We start from the raw sequence: 16,754 nt of genomic DNA on the forward strand, positions 1-16,754 counted from the left end.
GGCAGTCGTTCAGCGCGAGCCGACGCGCTCGTCGTAGATCTGCTCGAGCGTCCTCGTGCACCTGTCGATATCGAACCGGCTGCGCATGAAGGCGCTGGCCGCGCGCCCCATCCGCGACAACGCGGCGTCATCGACGAGCAGCCGTGCGAGTATGCGGGCAGCAGCTTCCGCATCATGCGACGGGAGCGCGCAGCCCGTTTCGCTGTCGCGGATGCCCTCCAGCGAACCGCCCGAGATGGACGTGACGACCGGCACGCCGCAGGCCTGCGCTTCGAGGATCGCGATCGGCAGGCCCTCGGCGTCGCCGTTGCCGGCCGTCAGGCTGGGCAGGCAGAAGATGCGGGCTTCGTGCAGTTGGGCAAGCACCTCGTCCGAGCTGCGGGAGCCGAGAAACTGCACGGGCGCACCCAGCGCATCGGCAAGCAGCCGGGCTTCCTGCAGCAGCGGGCCTTCGCCGATCATCACGAGTTCGGCGTCGTGCACGAGCTCGCACACGCGCGCGAATGCGCGGATCATCGTCAGCGGCGCCTTCTTCTCGACCATGCGTCCGACGAACAGGATGCGCCGCGGCCGCTGCGCGAGCGGGAGCCCGGCCGGCCTGAAGCGCTCGACATCGACGCCGATGTACGCGACGGCGATTTTCGACGGCGGGATGCCGTAGTCGATCGCACGCCGCCGGATGGCGTCCGACACCGCGATGAACGATACCGCGGGGTCCCGCGCCATCTTCAGCAGGCGCTGCGGATAGGCGCGGCGGTGGCGCCCGCCGTGGCCGCTTTCCCACCATTCGCGGTGGACGTTGATGTCGTAGCCGTGCAGCGTGACGATCATCGGCAGGCCGGCGGCGCGCACGCTTGGCCAGATGTCGGTGGCGTCCGTGCCGAAGTGGGCGTGAACGAGCGCGACGTCCTGTTCCCGCAGCAATTGCACGAGCCGCGTGTGCGGCCGCCACGCCCAGGTACGCAGGGCCCGCAGGATCCGGCTGCGCCCGGGCGGCGCGAGATGGCGCGCGATGCCGGGCGTCGCGAGGCACACGGGGGCTTCCTCGAAGCCGACCAGGAGCGGTTGCCAGACGCGGATTGCGCAGGCCTGGTTGCGGATGAACGTCTCCGAGATCGAGAGGACGTTCGTGCGAAAGATGGCGACGCGGCGCAGGCGCGCGGCGTCGCCGGTTCGACGGCCCGGTGCGGTCGCGTCGGGCACGGGTGGGCTGCTGGCGTCGGTGGCGGCGGGCCGCGGCGGGGTGTCGGTGCTGGGCGTCATGGTGGAGGAAGTCGCTTCGGTCGTGTCCGGACTGTCACGGATGGTTCGGTTGCGCAGGCGGCGCGAACGACAGGGATTCGTCGACATTCGCGCGTATCGCGGCCGACACGCGCAGGGCGCCGCCGGCCGACAGGTGCTGCTGATCGATGTACAGCATCTGGTTGTCGGCGAAGAAACGGCACCGATGCGCATCGCACAGGGTCTTGACCGGATCGGCGAGCACGGTCGACGTTTGCGTGGCGACGGTGTCGAGCACCCGGTTGCCGCGCGTATCGAGATCGGTCTGGTCCACCGCGATGCTCGAACACGCGAGCGGATCGCGCGACAGGCCGTTCACGCGCTGGCGAATCCCGTTCAGGCAGCCGGCGAGCCGCTTGATCGGCGGGACGTTGATGAACGGTACGTCGCGCACGATCACGACCGACTTGCCGGCCTCCCTGAGCCGCGTGACCGCATTGGCGAGCCCGAACGCGAGCAATCGTGCGCGGTCTGCCGACGGTTGGCCGAGCGCCGTATAGGCGCCGTCGTCGCGCAATCCGGCCTCCCAGTATCCGGCGATGACGACGGTCCGGATGCGCGGATCGCCCGCAACCTGCGCGAGTGCCGCCGTGTTGAACGCCGCGCACTCGCCGACATTGCGCGGCGCGATGTCGACGCGGCGGCTCACGCCGATGAGGAACGGGCACGACGATTTAGTCAGTTGTGCGAAGCCAAATCCGCGTTCGGCGGCGATCCGACGCAGGCCGGGCGCCAGCGCAGCCGCGTGGCTGTCGCCGACGAGTGCGATATCGACGCCCGTCGTGCCGGCGCTCGCGCAGCGGGCCGAGCGGTTCGGGCGGGTGACGCCGTACGGCACGAGGCAGGGGTCGGGCGCCGGAACGGACTGCGCTTCGGCCGCGACGAACCGCTCGGGCCACCGTTGCGGATAACCGTGCGCGAACACCGACGATGCGAAGACGAGCGCGCCCGCCGTCATCACGCCCGCATAGCGGACGAGCACCGTGCGCTCGCGTTGCGGCCGGGAGGCGCGAAACGGCATTTCCACGTATACGAGGCTCAGCCAGGCGAGCGCGATCGACAGCAACAGCAACGCGCCGCGCACGGCTGCCGACGGCTCCGTTTCGCTGACGAGGCGCGCGATGCTGATCACCGGCCAATGCCACAAGTACAGCGAGTAGGAGAGCAATCCGAACCATCTGGCCAGCGGATGGCCGAGCAGCACCCGGTTCACGAACGCGCGTGGGGACGCGAGCAGGAACACGGTACCGGCGACCGGCGTGATGGCGGCCGCGCCGGGAAACGGTGTCGCGGCATCGTAGCGGAGCAGCGGGAACGCGATGCACGCGAGCCCGACGAGCGACAGCACGTTCTGGGCCGTGGCACGGTCGGCCGGGCTGTCGGGCGATGCGCGATGCGCATTCAGTACCGCGAGCAGCGTGCCGGCCGCGAGCTCCCAGGCCCGGAACGGGATCAGGTAGAACGCCGTGGACGGATGGCGCGTCATCTCGGCGATCGACGCGGTTAGCGACAGCACGATCAGGAGGACGATCGCGCCGACCAGCCGGCGCGGCGCCAGCTTCGAGAGCAGTGCGATGATGGCGGGCGCCGCGATATAGAACTGTTCCTCGATGGCCAACGACCATGTCATGAGGAGCGGGTTGTATTGCGAGACCGGCCGGAAATAGTCGATCGATTGCCAGAGCGTGACGTTCGACACCGACAGCACGCTGGCCACGGCGTCGCGGCCGAACGCCGCGAGTTCCCGCGGGGTCGCAACCAGCAGCATCGCGACGAACGTGCATGCGAGCACCACGAGCAGTGCCGGCACGATGCGTTTCGCCCGCCGCACGTAGAAGCGTCGATAGGAGAACGTGCCGTGGCGTGCCGCGTCGTAGATCTGGCCGCCCACCAGGAAGCCGGAGATCACGAAGAAGATGTCGACGCCGATGAACCCGCCGTCGAGCGCGAACCCGTAATGGAAGACCACGACGCTGAGCACCGCGAGCGCCCGAAGGCCATCGATGTCGGGCCGGTAGCCCGGCGTGCGGTGAGCGTTGTGTATCGCGGTTCCTGTCATGGCGTATCCGCGCGATCGTGACGGCCTTTCATGCCTTTCATGCCGCGGTGCCGCGCCCGATGCCGTGGTATTCGATGCCGCTGTCCATGAACACCCCGGATGCGTACAGATTGCGGCCGTCGAAGATGGCACGTGCAGCGAGTTTCCCGGCGATCAGCGCGAAGTCGGGGCTCTTGTAGGATTTCCACTCGGTCAGGATCACGAGCGCATCGCTTTGCTCGAGCACGGCGTTCTGGCTGTCGGAGAACGACAGTCGCGACCGTGCGGCGGGGTCGTGCGCGAGGTCGCGTTCGAACACCCGCTTCGCCTCGTCGATGGCGACCGGATCATGCGCACGCACCGTCGCGCCGTGCCGGAGCAGCGACGCGATGACCGTCCGGCTCGGCGCTTCCCGCATGTCGTCGGTGTTCGGCTTGAACGCGAGGCCCCAGACGGCGAACGTCCGGCCCGACAGGTTGCGGCCGAAGCGGCCGAAGATTTTCTCGAGGAAGGTCGTGCGCTGGTCGTCGTTGACTTGCTCGACGGCTTCCAGGATCCGCATCGGGTAACCGTGGGCGCGCGCGGCGTGCCGCAACGCATGGATGTCTTTCGGAAAGCAGGAGCCGCCGTAACCGACGCCTGCGTACAGGAAGTGATAGCCGATACGCGGATCGGAGCCGATGCCGCGGCGGACTTCCTCGATGTCGGCGCCGATCCGGTCCGCGAGGTTCGCGAGCTCGTTCATGAACGAGATGCGCGTCGCGAGCATCGCATTGGCCGCGTACTTCGTGAACTCCGCCGAACGCACGTCCATGTATAGCGTGCGCTCGTGATTCCGGTTGAACGGCAGGTACAGCTCGCGCATCATCGCTTTCGCGCGCTGCCCGGCTGCGTCGCTCGCGCTGCCGATGATGATTCGGTCCGGACGCATGAAGTCCTCGACCGCCGCGCCCTCCTTCAGGAACTCCGGGTTCGACACCACCGAAAAGCCGCACGCCATGCCGCGCGTCGTCAGTTCGCCCTGAACGATCTCGGCCACGCGCGACGCCGTGCCGACGGGGACGGTGGATTTGTCGACGATGGTTTTGAAGCCCGTCATGTAGCGGCCGATCGAGCGCGCGGCGCTCGCGACATGCGTGAGATCGGCCGAACCGTCTTCATCGGGCGGCGTGCCGACGGCGATGAACTGCAGGTCGCCGTGCGCGACCCCGGCTTCCAGGTCTGTCGTGAACGCGAGGCGCCCGGCGGCGCGGTTCCGGTCGATGATTTCCTTCAGGCCCGGTTCGTAGATGGGCACGCCACCGGAAAGCAGGATGTCGATCTTGCGCACGTCGACGTCCACGCATACGACGTCGTTGCCGATATCGGCGAGACAGGCGCCCGTAACGAGGCCGACGTAACCGGTTCCTATGATCGTGACTTTCATGACGTGTTCAGATGGGCTGCGAGTGAAGTGTCCGTCGCTGGCGCGATGGCGTGCCGGCTGCGTTGTCTGTATCGCCCGATCCCGCAAGCCGCAGACCCTATGAGCCGCGAGGTCGGGACGGGCTACTCCGCCGGCATCGTGCCGGCCGCATATGGCTAAAAGCAATCGACGTGCCAGCCGGCTTGAGCGCCGCGTGCGTGCTACTACCGCGTTCGGTATCCATCTTCGCGCAACGTGACGGGAGCCAGCGGTCGCCGCACGATCTGTTACGTGACAGTTGGCCGGGGCGGCACGTAACGTAGAGGCCAGGCTCAAGAGCCGGAATTTTCCAAATAAGACCGGGACGGAAATTGGGCCGGCCTCATTCAAGCGGCGCTACGCGATAAACGGCTCGTGAGTGCCTATGAAACTTTGGCCGGCACATGTCGCTACCGCGTCCAAATCTACCTGGCATCCGATTGGTGTGTTTCGTGTCAGGGTGCCTGTTACGGAGTGTCGTTACGTAACGGCTGCGAATGAGACCGGCGCAAACGTTCAACCATAAATACTCCGATTTATTCACATCTTTATGGATTGACATATAGGCCTTTGTTTTGTCGGGATTTTTCGCGCCTCTGAAACGAAATGGATGTATGTGGTATGAATTGTGCTGGAAGCGTGGTGTGCCAAAGCAGCGAATGCCATAACGTTTGACCAATCATGCATTGCATTCAGACTCCGATATCCGGACGCGACACGGGGCGACGCGGACGATTCCGGGTGTTCAATCGATCAATCGCTTCCAGGTACCCATCCACTGGCGGAACTGAACCGGATCGAGCAGGAGCTTCCGCAATTGCGTGACCAAATGCGTGCGGCGTTGCCGCGAGCAAAGGGGGCGTCGAGTAGAAACCCGAGCAGAGTGGTCCATACGATCAGGCCTTCGTGCGCCCAGATTTCCTCATTCTCCGCATTCGCCACGGCGCTGCATGACGCACGTGCGGTCGAGCCGCGGTTTGTCGAGTCTCTCCGGAATGTGTCAAATGAAGCGTCCCACCATTCGCGAGCTGCAACAGCAGCTCGGTCAATTGAACCTGATCGTCGAAGAAGCCAGGCAGAAAGAGAAGCAGGCCAGGCTCAAGGAGATTGCCGAGCACGTCAGGCAGTTCGGCATCACCGAAATCGAATTGCTGCGAGCGGCAGGCTTCATCAAGGCCAGGCCGCAGAAGGCGCCGGCGAAATACTACGACCCGAACACCGGCCGATCCTGGTCCGGCAAAGGCGCGCGTCCCAGGTGGCTGGTCGGCAAGAACCCGGACGACTATCTGATCCGGGAAGCGCCGCAGCCATGGTGGCCGGAAACACGCTGATTGCCGGGCAGGCGCCTGCTTCCGGCGTGACTCAAATGAGCTGAATTCCAGAGGCATCGTTTCACATGCGGAATCCAAACGAAGACCCGGACGATCCTGACCGTTCGGGTCTCAAGAAAAAAGCGAATTATCGTGCGCCGGCGCTCGAGAAGGGCCTCGATATTCTCGAGTTGCTCGTCGATCGCCAGTTCGGCATGGCGCAGGCGGACATTTGTCGCGCGTTGAAGCGCAGCCGGAGCGAACTGTATCGCATGATGCAGGTGCTCGAGGAGCGCGGTTACATCTACAGGGTGGATCGTTACGACCGTTACGCGCTGACCATGAAGCTTTACTTTCTCGGGCAACATCATGCGCCAACACGATCGCTTGGCGCGCTTGTCACGCCGCTCCTGCAGCAGTTCGCATTGCAGACTGTCCAGTCATGCTACCTGACGGTATTTGACGGCGACACGATGGTTGTCGTCGCAACGGCCGGCGCTGAAACGGAGTGGAACCTGGCGGTCCGGGCCGGCACGCGCGTTCCGCTGCACGGCAGCGCCGCGGGGGAGATGTACCTGGCATGTCAGGACGAAGACATGCGAAGCCGATTGCTTCGGAACATCGGGCACGATGTCGAGTCGTTGATCCCGCCACGCAGCGATGAAGCATTGCCGACCCATCAGGTAGGCGGCTATATCTGCCGCCCGAACGAGCGCATTCCCGGCATCACGGATATTGCAACGCCGATCGTCGACAAGTCGGGCTCGGCAATCGCCATCCTCGCTTGCCCATACCTGGCGCTCTCGGAAGAAGCAGGAGCGTTGTCGATCAAGCAGATCGGCGTCGCGCTGGGCGAAACGGCACAGCGCATCTCCGCGACGGTCGATCAGCGGTTTATGCAATCGGCCGTCGAGTTGCCGTCGCGTGAGCCGACGCGGAGTGCGCGTCGGGCGGGGTGAAGGAATCGCGGGGAGCAAATGATTCGGTGGGGCGAGCGTAACCCGTTGCGGAAGCACCTGTTGATCGATTGCAATGGACTCGCGCTTGAGAAAGAGGATGTCGTGCAGGGGGAATACGTCCGACGCGTGACAACGAACGTAACCGGGCGCTTGCGGAAGACGAAATTCGCGCGCTCGGTCGACTCATTCCGCCTGCACGCGTTCTGCATTCCATTGAGTCGGCAATATGGGTAAAAAAGAAACGATACCGACTCTGTTGTTGCGCGGACGGTAACGTCAAAGCGAGTCCAACGGACACGCTGACGAGTCGACCGGGATGTTGAAGTAACGACAGCTTCAACGCCGATGCAAGGTATTGCAAGGGAAGTGGAAGTTGGTTTATAAACACAAACGATTCGCATTTCCCTCCCACCTGCAGCCATCGATGTTGATACGTCGGCGGGTGGGAGATGCCGCCGACGCTGCTGACCTTGTCCACGACACATTTCTGCGCCTGATTGTCAAGCCAGCACTCAAGGATTTCGGGAGCGACGCTGAAGCGCGGGCTTATCTGCGTGCGATTGCGCAGGGGATGGGCATCGACCTATGGCGCCGCCGCGAAGTCGAGCAGGCATGGCTGAACGCGTTGGCGGTGTCCTCGGCGCACCCGGCGAGCACCTGGAAGCCTGGGGGCGATGGCTGGCGGGGCGTCCCGAGCATTGTTGTGCGTGGGAGCATATCGAGTCGGTCAGCCGTCGCTTGACCTATCTGCTGCGGTAGGCGCGGATCCCGTCTGCGAAGTGTGTTGTGTTGCGCGGAGTAATTATCGCCAAGAATATTTCGTTTAACGAATTAATTGGCAAATCGAGTCGCCATCGGTATGGCTACATCGGCGTCGACTCGCGGGTCGCGGGAGTCACGGCAGTCGGCCGCTTGCCAACAGGCAGTCCGGACCAGACGCTCGCGATACTCGAGCGCGGGCTGCCGATCAGGGTAACGCGAATACTTCCGTGGCGGACCGGGATCGACGCCAGGTGACGTGCAAGGCCACGCGCACCGCCGGATTCCGCGTGGTCGACTGATCCGCGAAAAAAAATATCCGGATTCGGTTCGCGTTTCTGGTCCTCATCCGGTTAACAGAGGAAAGGGGATCATTCGCGATGGGTTCATACGCTGAATGACGGCGTGGTGATCCAGCGTGAAAGTTGGTGACGATAGCGCCCGCCTGACACGCGGGAGCGCGGCCGTTGTCCGGTAAGCCGCGCAGACGTTGATTGGATAGCCGAAGGGCATCTTTTTTCTTGGCATTTCGACTTCAAAGGATCAAGACCTCATCAGACGAGCACGTTTGTCTTGCCCGCTGAGTTCGGCATGTCAGGAATGCCGTCAGCACCTCCAAAACGATACTGAGAGACGACGGTCCGCAACGCGCTACGGGGCAAAGCGGTCGTCGACGACGAAAGCTCGGACATTCGCCGCGCCACCGGTGCGTGATTGCCCGATTTCACACGAGGGAAATGTATGAATCTTTCCGAAGGCATCGATCCATCCGGCCTGCGGCCGGTTTCGAAGTCGCTTGCGATCTATGAATTGCGCGACGACGAGGTGGCCCGACTTGCCGACATTGCGCAGGAGTTGATCGCTCAATACGACAGTGTCGAGAGTGTCGCGTTCGCAAACGATTGCATGCTGGCCGCGCAGGAATTGCCGCGCTCGCTGCGTTCGCTGGCGCACCGCTATCGACAACTGGAACTGCCGTGCAGTGTGCTTCTGTTGCGCGGAATGCCGGTGGACGACACCCGCATCGGCCCGTCGCCGTCGCACTGGGACGCGCCATGGCGCAACCCGCGATCGCTGAATGAAGAAGTCATGCAATGCCTGATGACGTCGCTGCTGGGTGACATGTTCGGTTGGCGCACGCAGGAAAACGGTCGCTTCCTGCGTCACATCGTGCCGATCAGGAATGACCATGCCGAGCAACTCGGCGGCGGCAGCAGTGTGACGCTCGTGTGGCACAACGAGGAGGCGTTTCACGAGCATCGAGCCGACTTCCTTTCGATTCTTTGCTACCGCAACGACGAGCGGGCAGAAACGATTTTCTGCGGGATCGAGGAAATCGAGATTCCAGACGACATGTGGCGGGTATTGAGCGCCCAACGCTTCATGATTCTTCCGGACAAGTCGCACCTGCCCGAGCAGAACGTCAGCGAACACTGGCGACTTGACGATCATGTATTCGAGCACATCCGCCGCATGCACGAGAGCCCGGAGCCGGTATCGGCCCTGTCCGGGCTGCGCGCGAAGCCGTGGTTGCGGGTGGACGAGGCATTCATGGCAGCGCTGCCTGGCGACGAGGAGGCGCAGCGTGCGTTGCGCTGGCTGATCGACGCCTGCTATACGCATCGCACGAGCGTTGTGATGCACCCAGGCGACATGGTCTGGGTGGATAACAAGCGCGCCGTCCATGGACGCACCATCTACAACCCCAACTATGGACCGCGCCAGCGCTGGTTGCGGCGTGTCAATGTCCACGTCAACCTGCGCGAGACGTTGCCGTTCCGGCAGGCCCCTTCGATGCGCGAAATCCTGTGAGACACGAATGAATACGATGACACTAGAGATGCCCGGTGCGACCCAACCCGACGCGGACGTACGACCGCGGCTTGCGACGCAGCCGTCGAGGCTGCTGGTGCTTGGCAAGCACACGATCGACGAACTCGACTACGACCCATCGATGGTGCTCGAGGCGGTCGAGGGTGCATACCTTGGCCTTGCTTCCGGCGAATCGGAGAATCCGCGCAAGCTGATGAGCCAGCCGGCCGACAAGCATTCGGTTGCGTATTCGATGCTGGGCCGGGACGGTGGGCGTAAAACCGTCGGGTTCAAGACGTCGTATAAATACGATCCCGAGCACAACCGCGAACTACAGAAGTACTACACGACATTGCTGCTGTTCGACGATGAAACCGGCATGCCCGTTGCACTGATGGACGGCAGCCTGGTCGGGTCGCTGCGTACGCCGGCCGTGTCGGCCCTGATCGCGCGTGTAGCCGCGCCGCATGCCAGAACGGCACTTGTCGTCGGCACCGGAACGCAGGGGCGCATGGCGGCGCCGTTCCTGCTGACCGCCCTGCCGGACATCGAGCGGGTGATCGTACATGGCCACTATGAATCGGGAATCGATGCCGTGCGCAGCACGCTGAAGCGCTTTCACCCCGACCGTGACATCGAGGTGTCGACGGATCTCGCCGCGTCGGCGCGGGAGGCGGACATCGTGCTGGGTGTGGCCGGCGCCGGCGTACCGGAGACGGTGCGTCACGCGGCGCTGAAGCCGGGCGCTCTTGCACTGCTGGTCGGATACGGGATTCACGCCGACGCGCTGTATCGTGCCGACTACCGGATCGCGACGAGCGAGGCACAGATGTTGGTGACCGGCGTCGATCTCGTTGACGAAACCGGCAAACTTCCTGCTGTCGATGCGGAGCTGCCGGACATACTGCTCGGTCGCAAGCCGGCACGGCGCAATGATGGCGACATCGTCTACGCGTTCAACAGCGGAATGATCGTCACCGACATTGCGCTCGGGCGCGTGTTGGCCGACGCGGCTCGGGTGAAAGGGCTCGGCGAGGAAGTCGAACTATGGTGAGCGACATCCCCCGACTGCCCGCGTTGTGGGACCCGGCATTGCGCGATTTCGTGGACGGACATCACGCCATGATCCGCGATCTTGCGGACGGCTTCGACGCGCCGGTCCATTTCCTGTTTCCAGAGCGATTCGCCCGCAATGTCGCGGCGTTCCAGCGCGTGCTCGACGCATATCGGGTTCCGGGGCGCGTGTACTACGCGAAGAAGGCGAACAAGGCGCGCTGCTTCGCGCATAGTGCGGCAGAAGCAGGGATCGGCGTCGACGTCGCGAGTGCGGGCGAGTTCGCCGACGCGCTGGCCGCAGGGGTGTGCGGAGCCGACATCGGCGTATCCGGTCCCGCAAAGGCGAGTGCGCTGCTACGGCTCGCCGTCCTGCACGATGCGTTGATTGCCGTCGACAGTATCGACGAACTCGATCGTCTGGCCGCGATTGCGCAGCAATCGAATCGCGTCGCACGTGTTCTGCTGCGCATGGCGCCAGGTGTGCAAAACGGGAGTCGATTCGGTTTGAGCGCCGAGGCGCTCCGCCTGGCGCTGTCGGCGTGTGCCGCGATACGGTCGTCGGTCGCCCTTGAAGGGTTCTCGTTCCATCTGTCCGGTTACAGTGCAACGGCCCGCTGCAATCAGGCGGGGATCGCGCTGCGCGCGTGCATCGACGCTCGAGCGCTCGGTCTTGCGCCGCACACGATCAACATCGGCGGTGGCTTTGCGATGTCGTACGTGAGCGAAGGCGACTGGCTCGCATTCCAGGGCGCACACCGCGCCGGCGATTACCATGCAAACAAGGTATTCGACGGCTTCTATCCGTATTACTCGGCGTGCGGCGGTGCGCAGATGCTCGATGCAATCCTGGCCGGCATCCCTGATGCAGAATCGACGTCGCTCGCCGAACTGGTACGTGAGCATGGCCTGCAGGTCATGCTGGAACCGGGGCGCGCGCTGCTGGATCAGGCGGGATTCACGGTTTTCGCCGTGCAAGGCGTGAAGGATTGCGGCGACTATGGCATAGCGACCGTCAACGGCACGAGCTTCAGTGTGTCCGAGCAATGGTTCGCCAGCGAATTCCTGCCCGATCCGGAGCTGCTGATGTCCGTGCGCGAACCGTCGCGATCTCTGCGTGCGGCCGGCCCTTATCGCGCGTGTGTCGGCGGCGCGAGCTGCCTCGATTCCGACATGCTGACCTGGCGCAAGATCGCGTTCGAGCAACGCCCCGAACCTGGCGATCTCCTGATCTACCCAAACACGGCCGGCTATCAGATGGATTCCAACGAGTCTCCATTTCACGAATTGCCGCTCCCGCCAAAGCTTGTCTTGACGCTCGACGGTGCGCGGCCGCGTTGGCGCGTCGATCGCCATTCCCAGATCTCCGGAGCCTGACAATGAATGTACGTTTTCTCGGTGAACAAGCCACGATTACCCTGCCCGCGATCGTGTCGAAAGTATCGGATCTTATCGGCCGCACGCCGCTGTTCGAATTGATTCGCGGCGCCAACGGAGCGCGCATCCTGCTCAAGCTGGAATCGACGAATCCGACCGGCAGCGCAAAGATTCGGATGGCAAGGCAGATGCTTGACGAAGCGGAGCAGGACGGAAGCCTGCGGCCGGCCGGACGCGTGATCGAATCGACCTCCGGCAACACGGGTATGGGCCTGGCGCTATTGTCGGCTGAGCGCGGTTACCGATTTACCGCAGTCGTGGACTGCCACGCGTCGAAAGACAAGCTGCGCGCGATGCAGGCGTTCGGCGCGGAACTCGTCTACGTGAGCGAGGGTGAAGCACTCGCGACGGTGGACCGGGAGGCGCTTGCGGAGCGAATGGCCGCCGACGACCCGGACAGCATCTGGACCGAGCAGCATAACAATCCGGCGAATGGCAACGGCTATCGCGAGCTGGCACACGAGTTGCGCGAAATTCTCGGAGACCGAATCGACTTCCTGGTCGGTTCGGTCGGCACGGGCGGCTCGCTTTTCGGCACTGCGCGCGAACTGCTCGCGACGGGCTCCGCGCCACGTGTCGTCGGTGTCGAACCGGTCGGCTCGATCGCATTCGGCGGCGAAGGCGGATCCTATTATCAGTCCGGCACCGGGACACCGCCTGGCGCCGAGATTGGTGCATTGGTCGACTACGCGCTGCTCGACGAAGGGGTCAAGGTGACGGACGCGGCCGCATTCAATACCGCCCGCTACATCGCACGCAAGAAATCGCTGCTCGTCGGCGGCTCGGCAGGCGGCGTTATCTGGCATGCACTGAAGATGCTCGATTCGTTGCCGGCCGATTCGACGCTTGTCGTCCTGGTATGCGACGGCGGCGAGAAGTATCTCGACACGGTGTTCAACGACGAGTGGATGCGCGAGCGAAATCTGCTCGACGAGTCCGTCGCCCGCGAACTCGAACCTATCTTCTCCCGCGCCGTATGAAACTTCATCGACAAGTCTGGCTCGATGTCAGGAAAATCGGCTTGCTCGCTGCTCCTCTTGTTCTCACGCAGCTCGCCCAGGTGGCGCTGACGACGACCGACATTGTAATGATGGGCATGCTTGGGCCTCGCGAGATTGCCGCCGGTGGTCTCGCACTGACGATCTTCAATCAGTTTCGGACGATGGGGACCGGGCTCGTGACGGGGACCGGCAACCTGGTCGCGTTCGCCAACGGCCAGCAAGCTCACGCGGAAATCCTGCGGCTGGGGCGCGCCGGTTTTGCGCTGGCGACGCTTGCGGCACTGGTGTTTTCGCTACTGATGCTGTGTATCGAAATGCCGCTCGTCTGGCTCGGACAAGATCCTGATGTTGCAAGGCAAGCTTCGTTCTATCTTGCGGCAGCCGCACCCGGTATATTGCCGTGCCTGTGGTTCCAGGCGCTTCGGCAATATACCGTCGGCTTGCGCAAGCCAGGGCCGCTACTGGTGATCACGATCGTTTCGATCGTTGTCAACGCAGCGCTCGACTACGCATTGATGTTCGGCCGGTTCGGATTCCCCAAGCTCGGTTTGATTGGCATTGCCTGCGCAACCAGCAGCGTGTACCTGCTCTCTTTCATTGCGTTTCTCACGATCGCAAAGCGCCGGCCGGAACTGGCCGAGAACCTGTCGCTTGCTGTCTGGCGCACGGACGCCGAAGCATTGGCGCGAACGTGGCGAATGGGGCTGCCGATCGCGGCCACGTATGGGTCGGAAGCGGCGTTCTTCACTGTCCTGACGCTCGTGATCGGAACGCTCGGTACCGATGCGCTCGCCGCCCAGACGATCGTCAATCAGGTGATTTACATCGTATTCATGATTTCGGTCGGGTTGTCTCATGCATCATCGATCAGCATCAGCCACGCGTGCGCGCAGCACGACTATCGCGGCGCCCGGCGGCTCGGTTATACCGGACTCGGGCTTGGCGTCGGGGCCATGCTGATCGTTGCGCTGCCGTATCTCGTCACACCGACCCGCGTGCTTGCGCCATTCCTCGACAACAGCGTTGCCGCGAGTGCGGAAGTCCTGCGGCTCGCGGGAGGACTGCTGACGATCGCGGCGCTGCTGCAGATCTTCGATTGCAGCCAGAACATCGGTGTCGGCATTTTGCGGGGCCTCGGCGACGTGACAAGCTCGTTCCGTATCTCGATCGTCGGGTACTGGATGATCGGTCTGCCTGTCGCATGGGCGGCCGGTGTGCTGCTGGGGTATGGCATCTACGGAATCTGGAGCGGACTCGCGATCGGGCTTGCCGCCACGGCGTCGATGCTGCTTCACAAGTTCGAGGGCCGCCTTCGAGTGCTGACGAAACATGCACGCACGGAGCATTCGCGAACAAGCTGAATGGTCCCGATGTGCAAGCAGGTGACGGGTCGATACGCGAATGCTCGTAGTACCGCGCAGTATCGAACGCATCGATTGCCGGACCGTGCCGAACGTGCCCAAGCGTCGGTGCCCGGCGGCGATGGTCCAACACCATCGACCGCCGACCGCAGGGCGTTTGTCGCTGCTGCGAGTGCCGTGCCTGCTGCCCGGCTACGTACCGGTATGCGTCGCGAGACGACCTCCGGGCTTCCAGATGGATGGCGTGCGGGTCGTTGAGCGCGTGATGGCCCGCATGCCCTGTCCACCAAAGACGACAAGGCAGCTTTTTTTGCAACCGCTACCGGTGTGCAGCAAAGACGTCGTCATGCTCTCGGTGGCGTAGCCACTGACGAGATTCGCTAGTCATTACAGTGACGGCCAGCAGTCGCTCGAATGGATTTCCGATTAAATACGTCGATTGCCTGTCAGTTTTGACAGTCTGCCGGGATATACAAGAACAAGAAAATATGGCTGTATCAAAACGGTGGGATTCCTTTCGACATCGTTGTCCTCGCCTGACCGTCGCGATAATTGAATGTCACTGATTCTGATGGTGTGAATAATTGATAGCACTATGCGAATGAGTGAAATTGAAATTCTGACGAGTGGAAAGTTTTCCGAATTTGCCGGACTGCAAATTTGTCGAAATGGCGAACGCCATCAATTTTCTTGAAATTTCGTGCGACAGTATGGCGAATTGTTGATATGGCGTGCTTTGTTTTTGCGTAATGTGAAAGAAAGCTTCATTACATATTTTTTTGATGAGTAATGTTCCTGCCATCTGTACTCCGATATACTTGCGCAACGTCAAATTTAGAGCGTGGAATCCAGGCGCGGAGGTTAATCGGAGGTGTGCCCCGGTGACCGCCGGTTCGGATGTTGGAACTGAATGAATAAAATATGACGTGGTGCAAGTGGGTGAAATCGATCTGTCATCGGCTCTGGTGAGCGGTGCTGTTAATAATTAACAGTTTAATATTGCAGATGTTAATGGTATGAAGGGGCGAGTGCTGGTCTGCATTCGCTGTCAAATTATTCATTCCAAGAACTTGTTTATGAATGGCGATCGATTTTACGATGCCATTGCTCGCTGTCGTGGTGATGGCGCGCCGAGTGAAAATTGTGGTTGATCAGTAGCCCGTTATGGTCTTGACACTTCAGGAAATCGGAAGTCGATTGCCAGGGCGTACCAATGCATACGAATCTTGTCTTTTCAATAAGGGCCCGGCAAATTGGAGACCTTTTCTCGCATCATCGGCGAGATTCATCGCCCCAACGGCTTGACCGACGGGATGGATCAACTCGCGGAAAAAATTGGACGGGTGATCCCGTTCGACAAGTGTTTGATTTTGCATGTCGGAAGCGGCGATACAGCTTCTCATGGTCTGATCTATCGCTATGGTTTGGCGAAGGACGTCGCCGGAACCCGGCGAGGCTTGACTCTGTTTGGCGCCACGATTGACATCGACCAATATTTGAGTTGCTTCACGCTGTCCAACCGTCAGGACCATACATTTCATTGGCACGATCTCGATGCCGGATTGCCGCAGTGCGATGCGTTTGTCAATGACCTTGCGTTATATATGCGGGGAAAGGGCATTGTCGCCTGCATCGGAGCGCCCCCGGGCGATTCGACGGCGACCCGGACCGTTCTGCAGCTGAAGTGTGAAGACGCGACATTGCACTCGGCGCTTCTTCTGACCTTCATTGCCATGCATTTACATACCGCGTTGATTCAAAAGATCACGGGACAGAACCATCGGGATGCGGAACTACGCGCGGTGGATCTCGACCGGAAACCCTGCGAGGACTCGAAGGGAATTCAGTTTACGAGAAAGGAATCCGACGTAATCAAGTGGGTAGTCGAAGGCAAGACCGCCTGGGAAATTGGCCGGATACTTTCCATGTCGGAAAGGACGGTCAAGTTCCATCTGACCAACGTGTACGAAAAACTGCGTGTTTCGAACCGGGCACAAGCGGTGGCGAAAGTCAGCCGTCTGGGATTGATCTAGAGGAGTTCAGGAATGTCTTTCAAGGAAAAGGTCAAGGCGTTTGTTGCGCGTCACGGATTTACGTACAAAGCATACATTCTGTCGATTCTCTTTTTGCCGCCGGCGGCGGTTTACATCGCGTGGAAGCGTCCCGGCCTGCCGCCTGTCGGCCGCGTTTTGCTCTGCGTCACCGGCGTACTTGCGCCCCCATTGGTCGGCGTGGCCACAGCGTTGATCCTGAAAAGCGCGTTCGATCTGATCCGGACGGTCGTTTCCGTTTAGTTCGC

Annotated in this window: 12 protein-coding genes and 1 pseudogene; 10 read left to right on the top strand and 3 right to left on the bottom strand. The window is 62.0% G+C overall.

The annotated features are described in order from the left end of the window. Positions 1-9: 9 nt before the first annotated feature. Genes ABD05_RS30810 through ABD05_RS30820 form a run of 3 tightly spaced genes read right to left on the bottom strand, consistent with a single transcriptional unit; the run spans position 10 to position 4,745 of the window. Positions 10-1,350: a glycosyltransferase gene (locus tag ABD05_RS30810; protein WP_338012478.1), complete on the bottom strand. Its 1,341-nt coding sequence runs from the start codon at positions 1,348-1,350 to the stop codon at positions 10-12. Beyond that, on the bottom strand, positions 1,298-3,340 hold the full coding sequence (locus tag ABD05_RS39120) for an acyltransferase family protein (RefSeq protein ID WP_053060010.1): 2,043 nt from the start codon (positions 3,338-3,340) through the stop codon (positions 1,298-1,300). The genes ABD05_RS30810 and ABD05_RS39120 overlap by 53 nt, the downstream gene beginning before the upstream one ends. A 37-nt stretch (positions 3,341-3,377) precedes the next feature. Next, entirely contained in the window at positions 3,378-4,745 is a 1,368-nt protein-coding gene (locus tag ABD05_RS30820; protein ID WP_047903978.1) for a UDP-glucose dehydrogenase family protein, read from the bottom strand. Between the two features lie 1,022 nt (positions 4,746-5,767). Between ABD05_RS30820 and ABD05_RS30825 the strand changes: the two genes are divergently transcribed. The 10 genes and pseudogenes from ABD05_RS30825 (at position 5,768) to ABD05_RS30875 (ending at position 16,749) form a co-directional block, all read left to right on the top strand. After that, entirely contained in the window at positions 5,768-6,094 is a 327-nt protein-coding gene (locus ABD05_RS30825) for an H-NS histone family protein (protein WP_047903979.1), read from the top strand. 65 nt (positions 6,095-6,159) lie between these two features. After that, positions 6,160-7,032 (top strand): IclR family transcriptional regulator, encoded by an 873-nt coding sequence (locus ABD05_RS30830; RefSeq protein ID WP_047903980.1) that lies wholly within the window; start codon positions 6,160-6,162, stop codon positions 7,030-7,032. A 430-nt stretch (positions 7,033-7,462) separates the two neighbouring features. Further along, positions 7,463-7,663: pseudogene (locus ABD05_RS39125) on the top strand (sigma factor); the annotation flags it as partial. A gap of 869 nt (positions 7,664-8,532) precedes the next feature. Beyond that, positions 8,533-9,603 (top strand): TauD/TfdA family dioxygenase, encoded by a 1,071-nt coding sequence (locus tag ABD05_RS30845; RefSeq protein ID WP_047903982.1) that lies wholly within the window; start codon positions 8,533-8,535, stop codon positions 9,601-9,603. A 142-nt stretch (positions 9,604-9,745) separates the two neighbouring features. Next, entirely contained in the window at positions 9,746-10,657 is a 912-nt protein-coding gene (locus ABD05_RS30850; RefSeq protein ID WP_238594214.1) for an ornithine cyclodeaminase family protein, read from the top strand. Beyond that, positions 10,651-12,033, top strand: coding sequence for an alanine racemase (locus ABD05_RS30855; RefSeq protein WP_047903984.1), 1,383 nt, complete (start codon positions 10,651-10,653; stop codon positions 12,031-12,033). Before ABD05_RS30850 ends, ABD05_RS30855 begins: the two co-directional genes overlap by 7 nt. Before the next feature lie 2 nt (positions 12,034-12,035). After that, positions 12,036-13,073 (top strand): cysteine synthase family protein, encoded by a 1,038-nt coding sequence (locus ABD05_RS30860; protein ID WP_053060011.1) that lies wholly within the window; start codon positions 12,036-12,038, stop codon positions 13,071-13,073. 41 nt (positions 13,074-13,114) lie between these two features. After that, positions 13,115-14,455 carry an MATE family efflux transporter gene (locus tag ABD05_RS30865; protein ID WP_238594215.1) on the top strand — a complete coding sequence of 447 codons (1,341 nt, stop codon included), beginning with the start codon at positions 13,115-13,117 and terminating at the stop codon, positions 14,453-14,455. Between the two features lie 1,253 nt (positions 14,456-15,708). Further along, entirely contained in the window at positions 15,709-16,488 is a 780-nt protein-coding gene (locus ABD05_RS30870; protein WP_238594216.1) for a helix-turn-helix domain-containing protein, read from the top strand. 12 nt (positions 16,489-16,500) lie between these two features. Further along, positions 16,501-16,749 (top strand): hypothetical protein, encoded by a 249-nt coding sequence (locus ABD05_RS30875; RefSeq protein ID WP_047903986.1) that lies wholly within the window; start codon positions 16,501-16,503, stop codon positions 16,747-16,749. Positions 16,750-16,754: the final 5 nt, after the last annotated feature.

It is taken from the genome of Burkholderia pyrrocinia, from assembly GCF_001028665.1.
Lineage (GTDB): Bacteria > Pseudomonadota > Gammaproteobacteria > Burkholderiales > Burkholderiaceae > Burkholderia > Burkholderia pyrrocinia.

Bases quoted from the DNA above. Each gene is read 5' to 3' on its own strand.
- ABD05_RS30825 (WP_047903979.1), top strand. From the start codon at position 5,768: ATGAAGCGTCCCACCATTCGCGAGCTGCAACAGCAGCTCGGTCAATTG.
- ABD05_RS30855 (WP_047903984.1), top strand. From the start codon at position 10,651: ATGGTGAGCGACATCCCCCGACTGCCCGCGTTGTGGGACCCGGCATTG.
- ABD05_RS30845 (WP_047903982.1), top strand. From the start codon at position 8,533: ATGAATCTTTCCGAAGGCATCGATCCATCCGGCCTGCGGCCGGTTTCG.
- ABD05_RS39120 (WP_053060010.1), bottom strand. From the start codon at position 3,340: ATGACAGGAACCGCGATACACAACGCTCACCGCACGCCGGGCTACCGG.
- ABD05_RS30810 (WP_338012478.1), bottom strand. From the start codon at position 1,350: ATGTCGACGAATCCCTGTCGTTCGCGCCGCCTGCGCAACCGAACCATC.
- ABD05_RS30875 (WP_047903986.1), top strand. From the start codon at position 16,501: ATGTCTTTCAAGGAAAAGGTCAAGGCGTTTGTTGCGCGTCACGGATTT.
- ABD05_RS30860 (WP_053060011.1), top strand. From the start codon at position 12,036: ATGAATGTACGTTTTCTCGGTGAACAAGCCACGATTACCCTGCCCGCG.
- ABD05_RS30850 (WP_238594214.1), top strand. From the start codon at position 9,746: ATGGTGCTCGAGGCGGTCGAGGGTGCATACCTTGGCCTTGCTTCCGGC.
- ABD05_RS30820 (WP_047903978.1), bottom strand. From the start codon at position 4,745: ATGAAAGTCACGATCATAGGAACCGGTTACGTCGGCCTCGTTACGGGC.
- ABD05_RS30830 (WP_047903980.1), top strand. From the start codon at position 6,160: ATGCGGAATCCAAACGAAGACCCGGACGATCCTGACCGTTCGGGTCTC.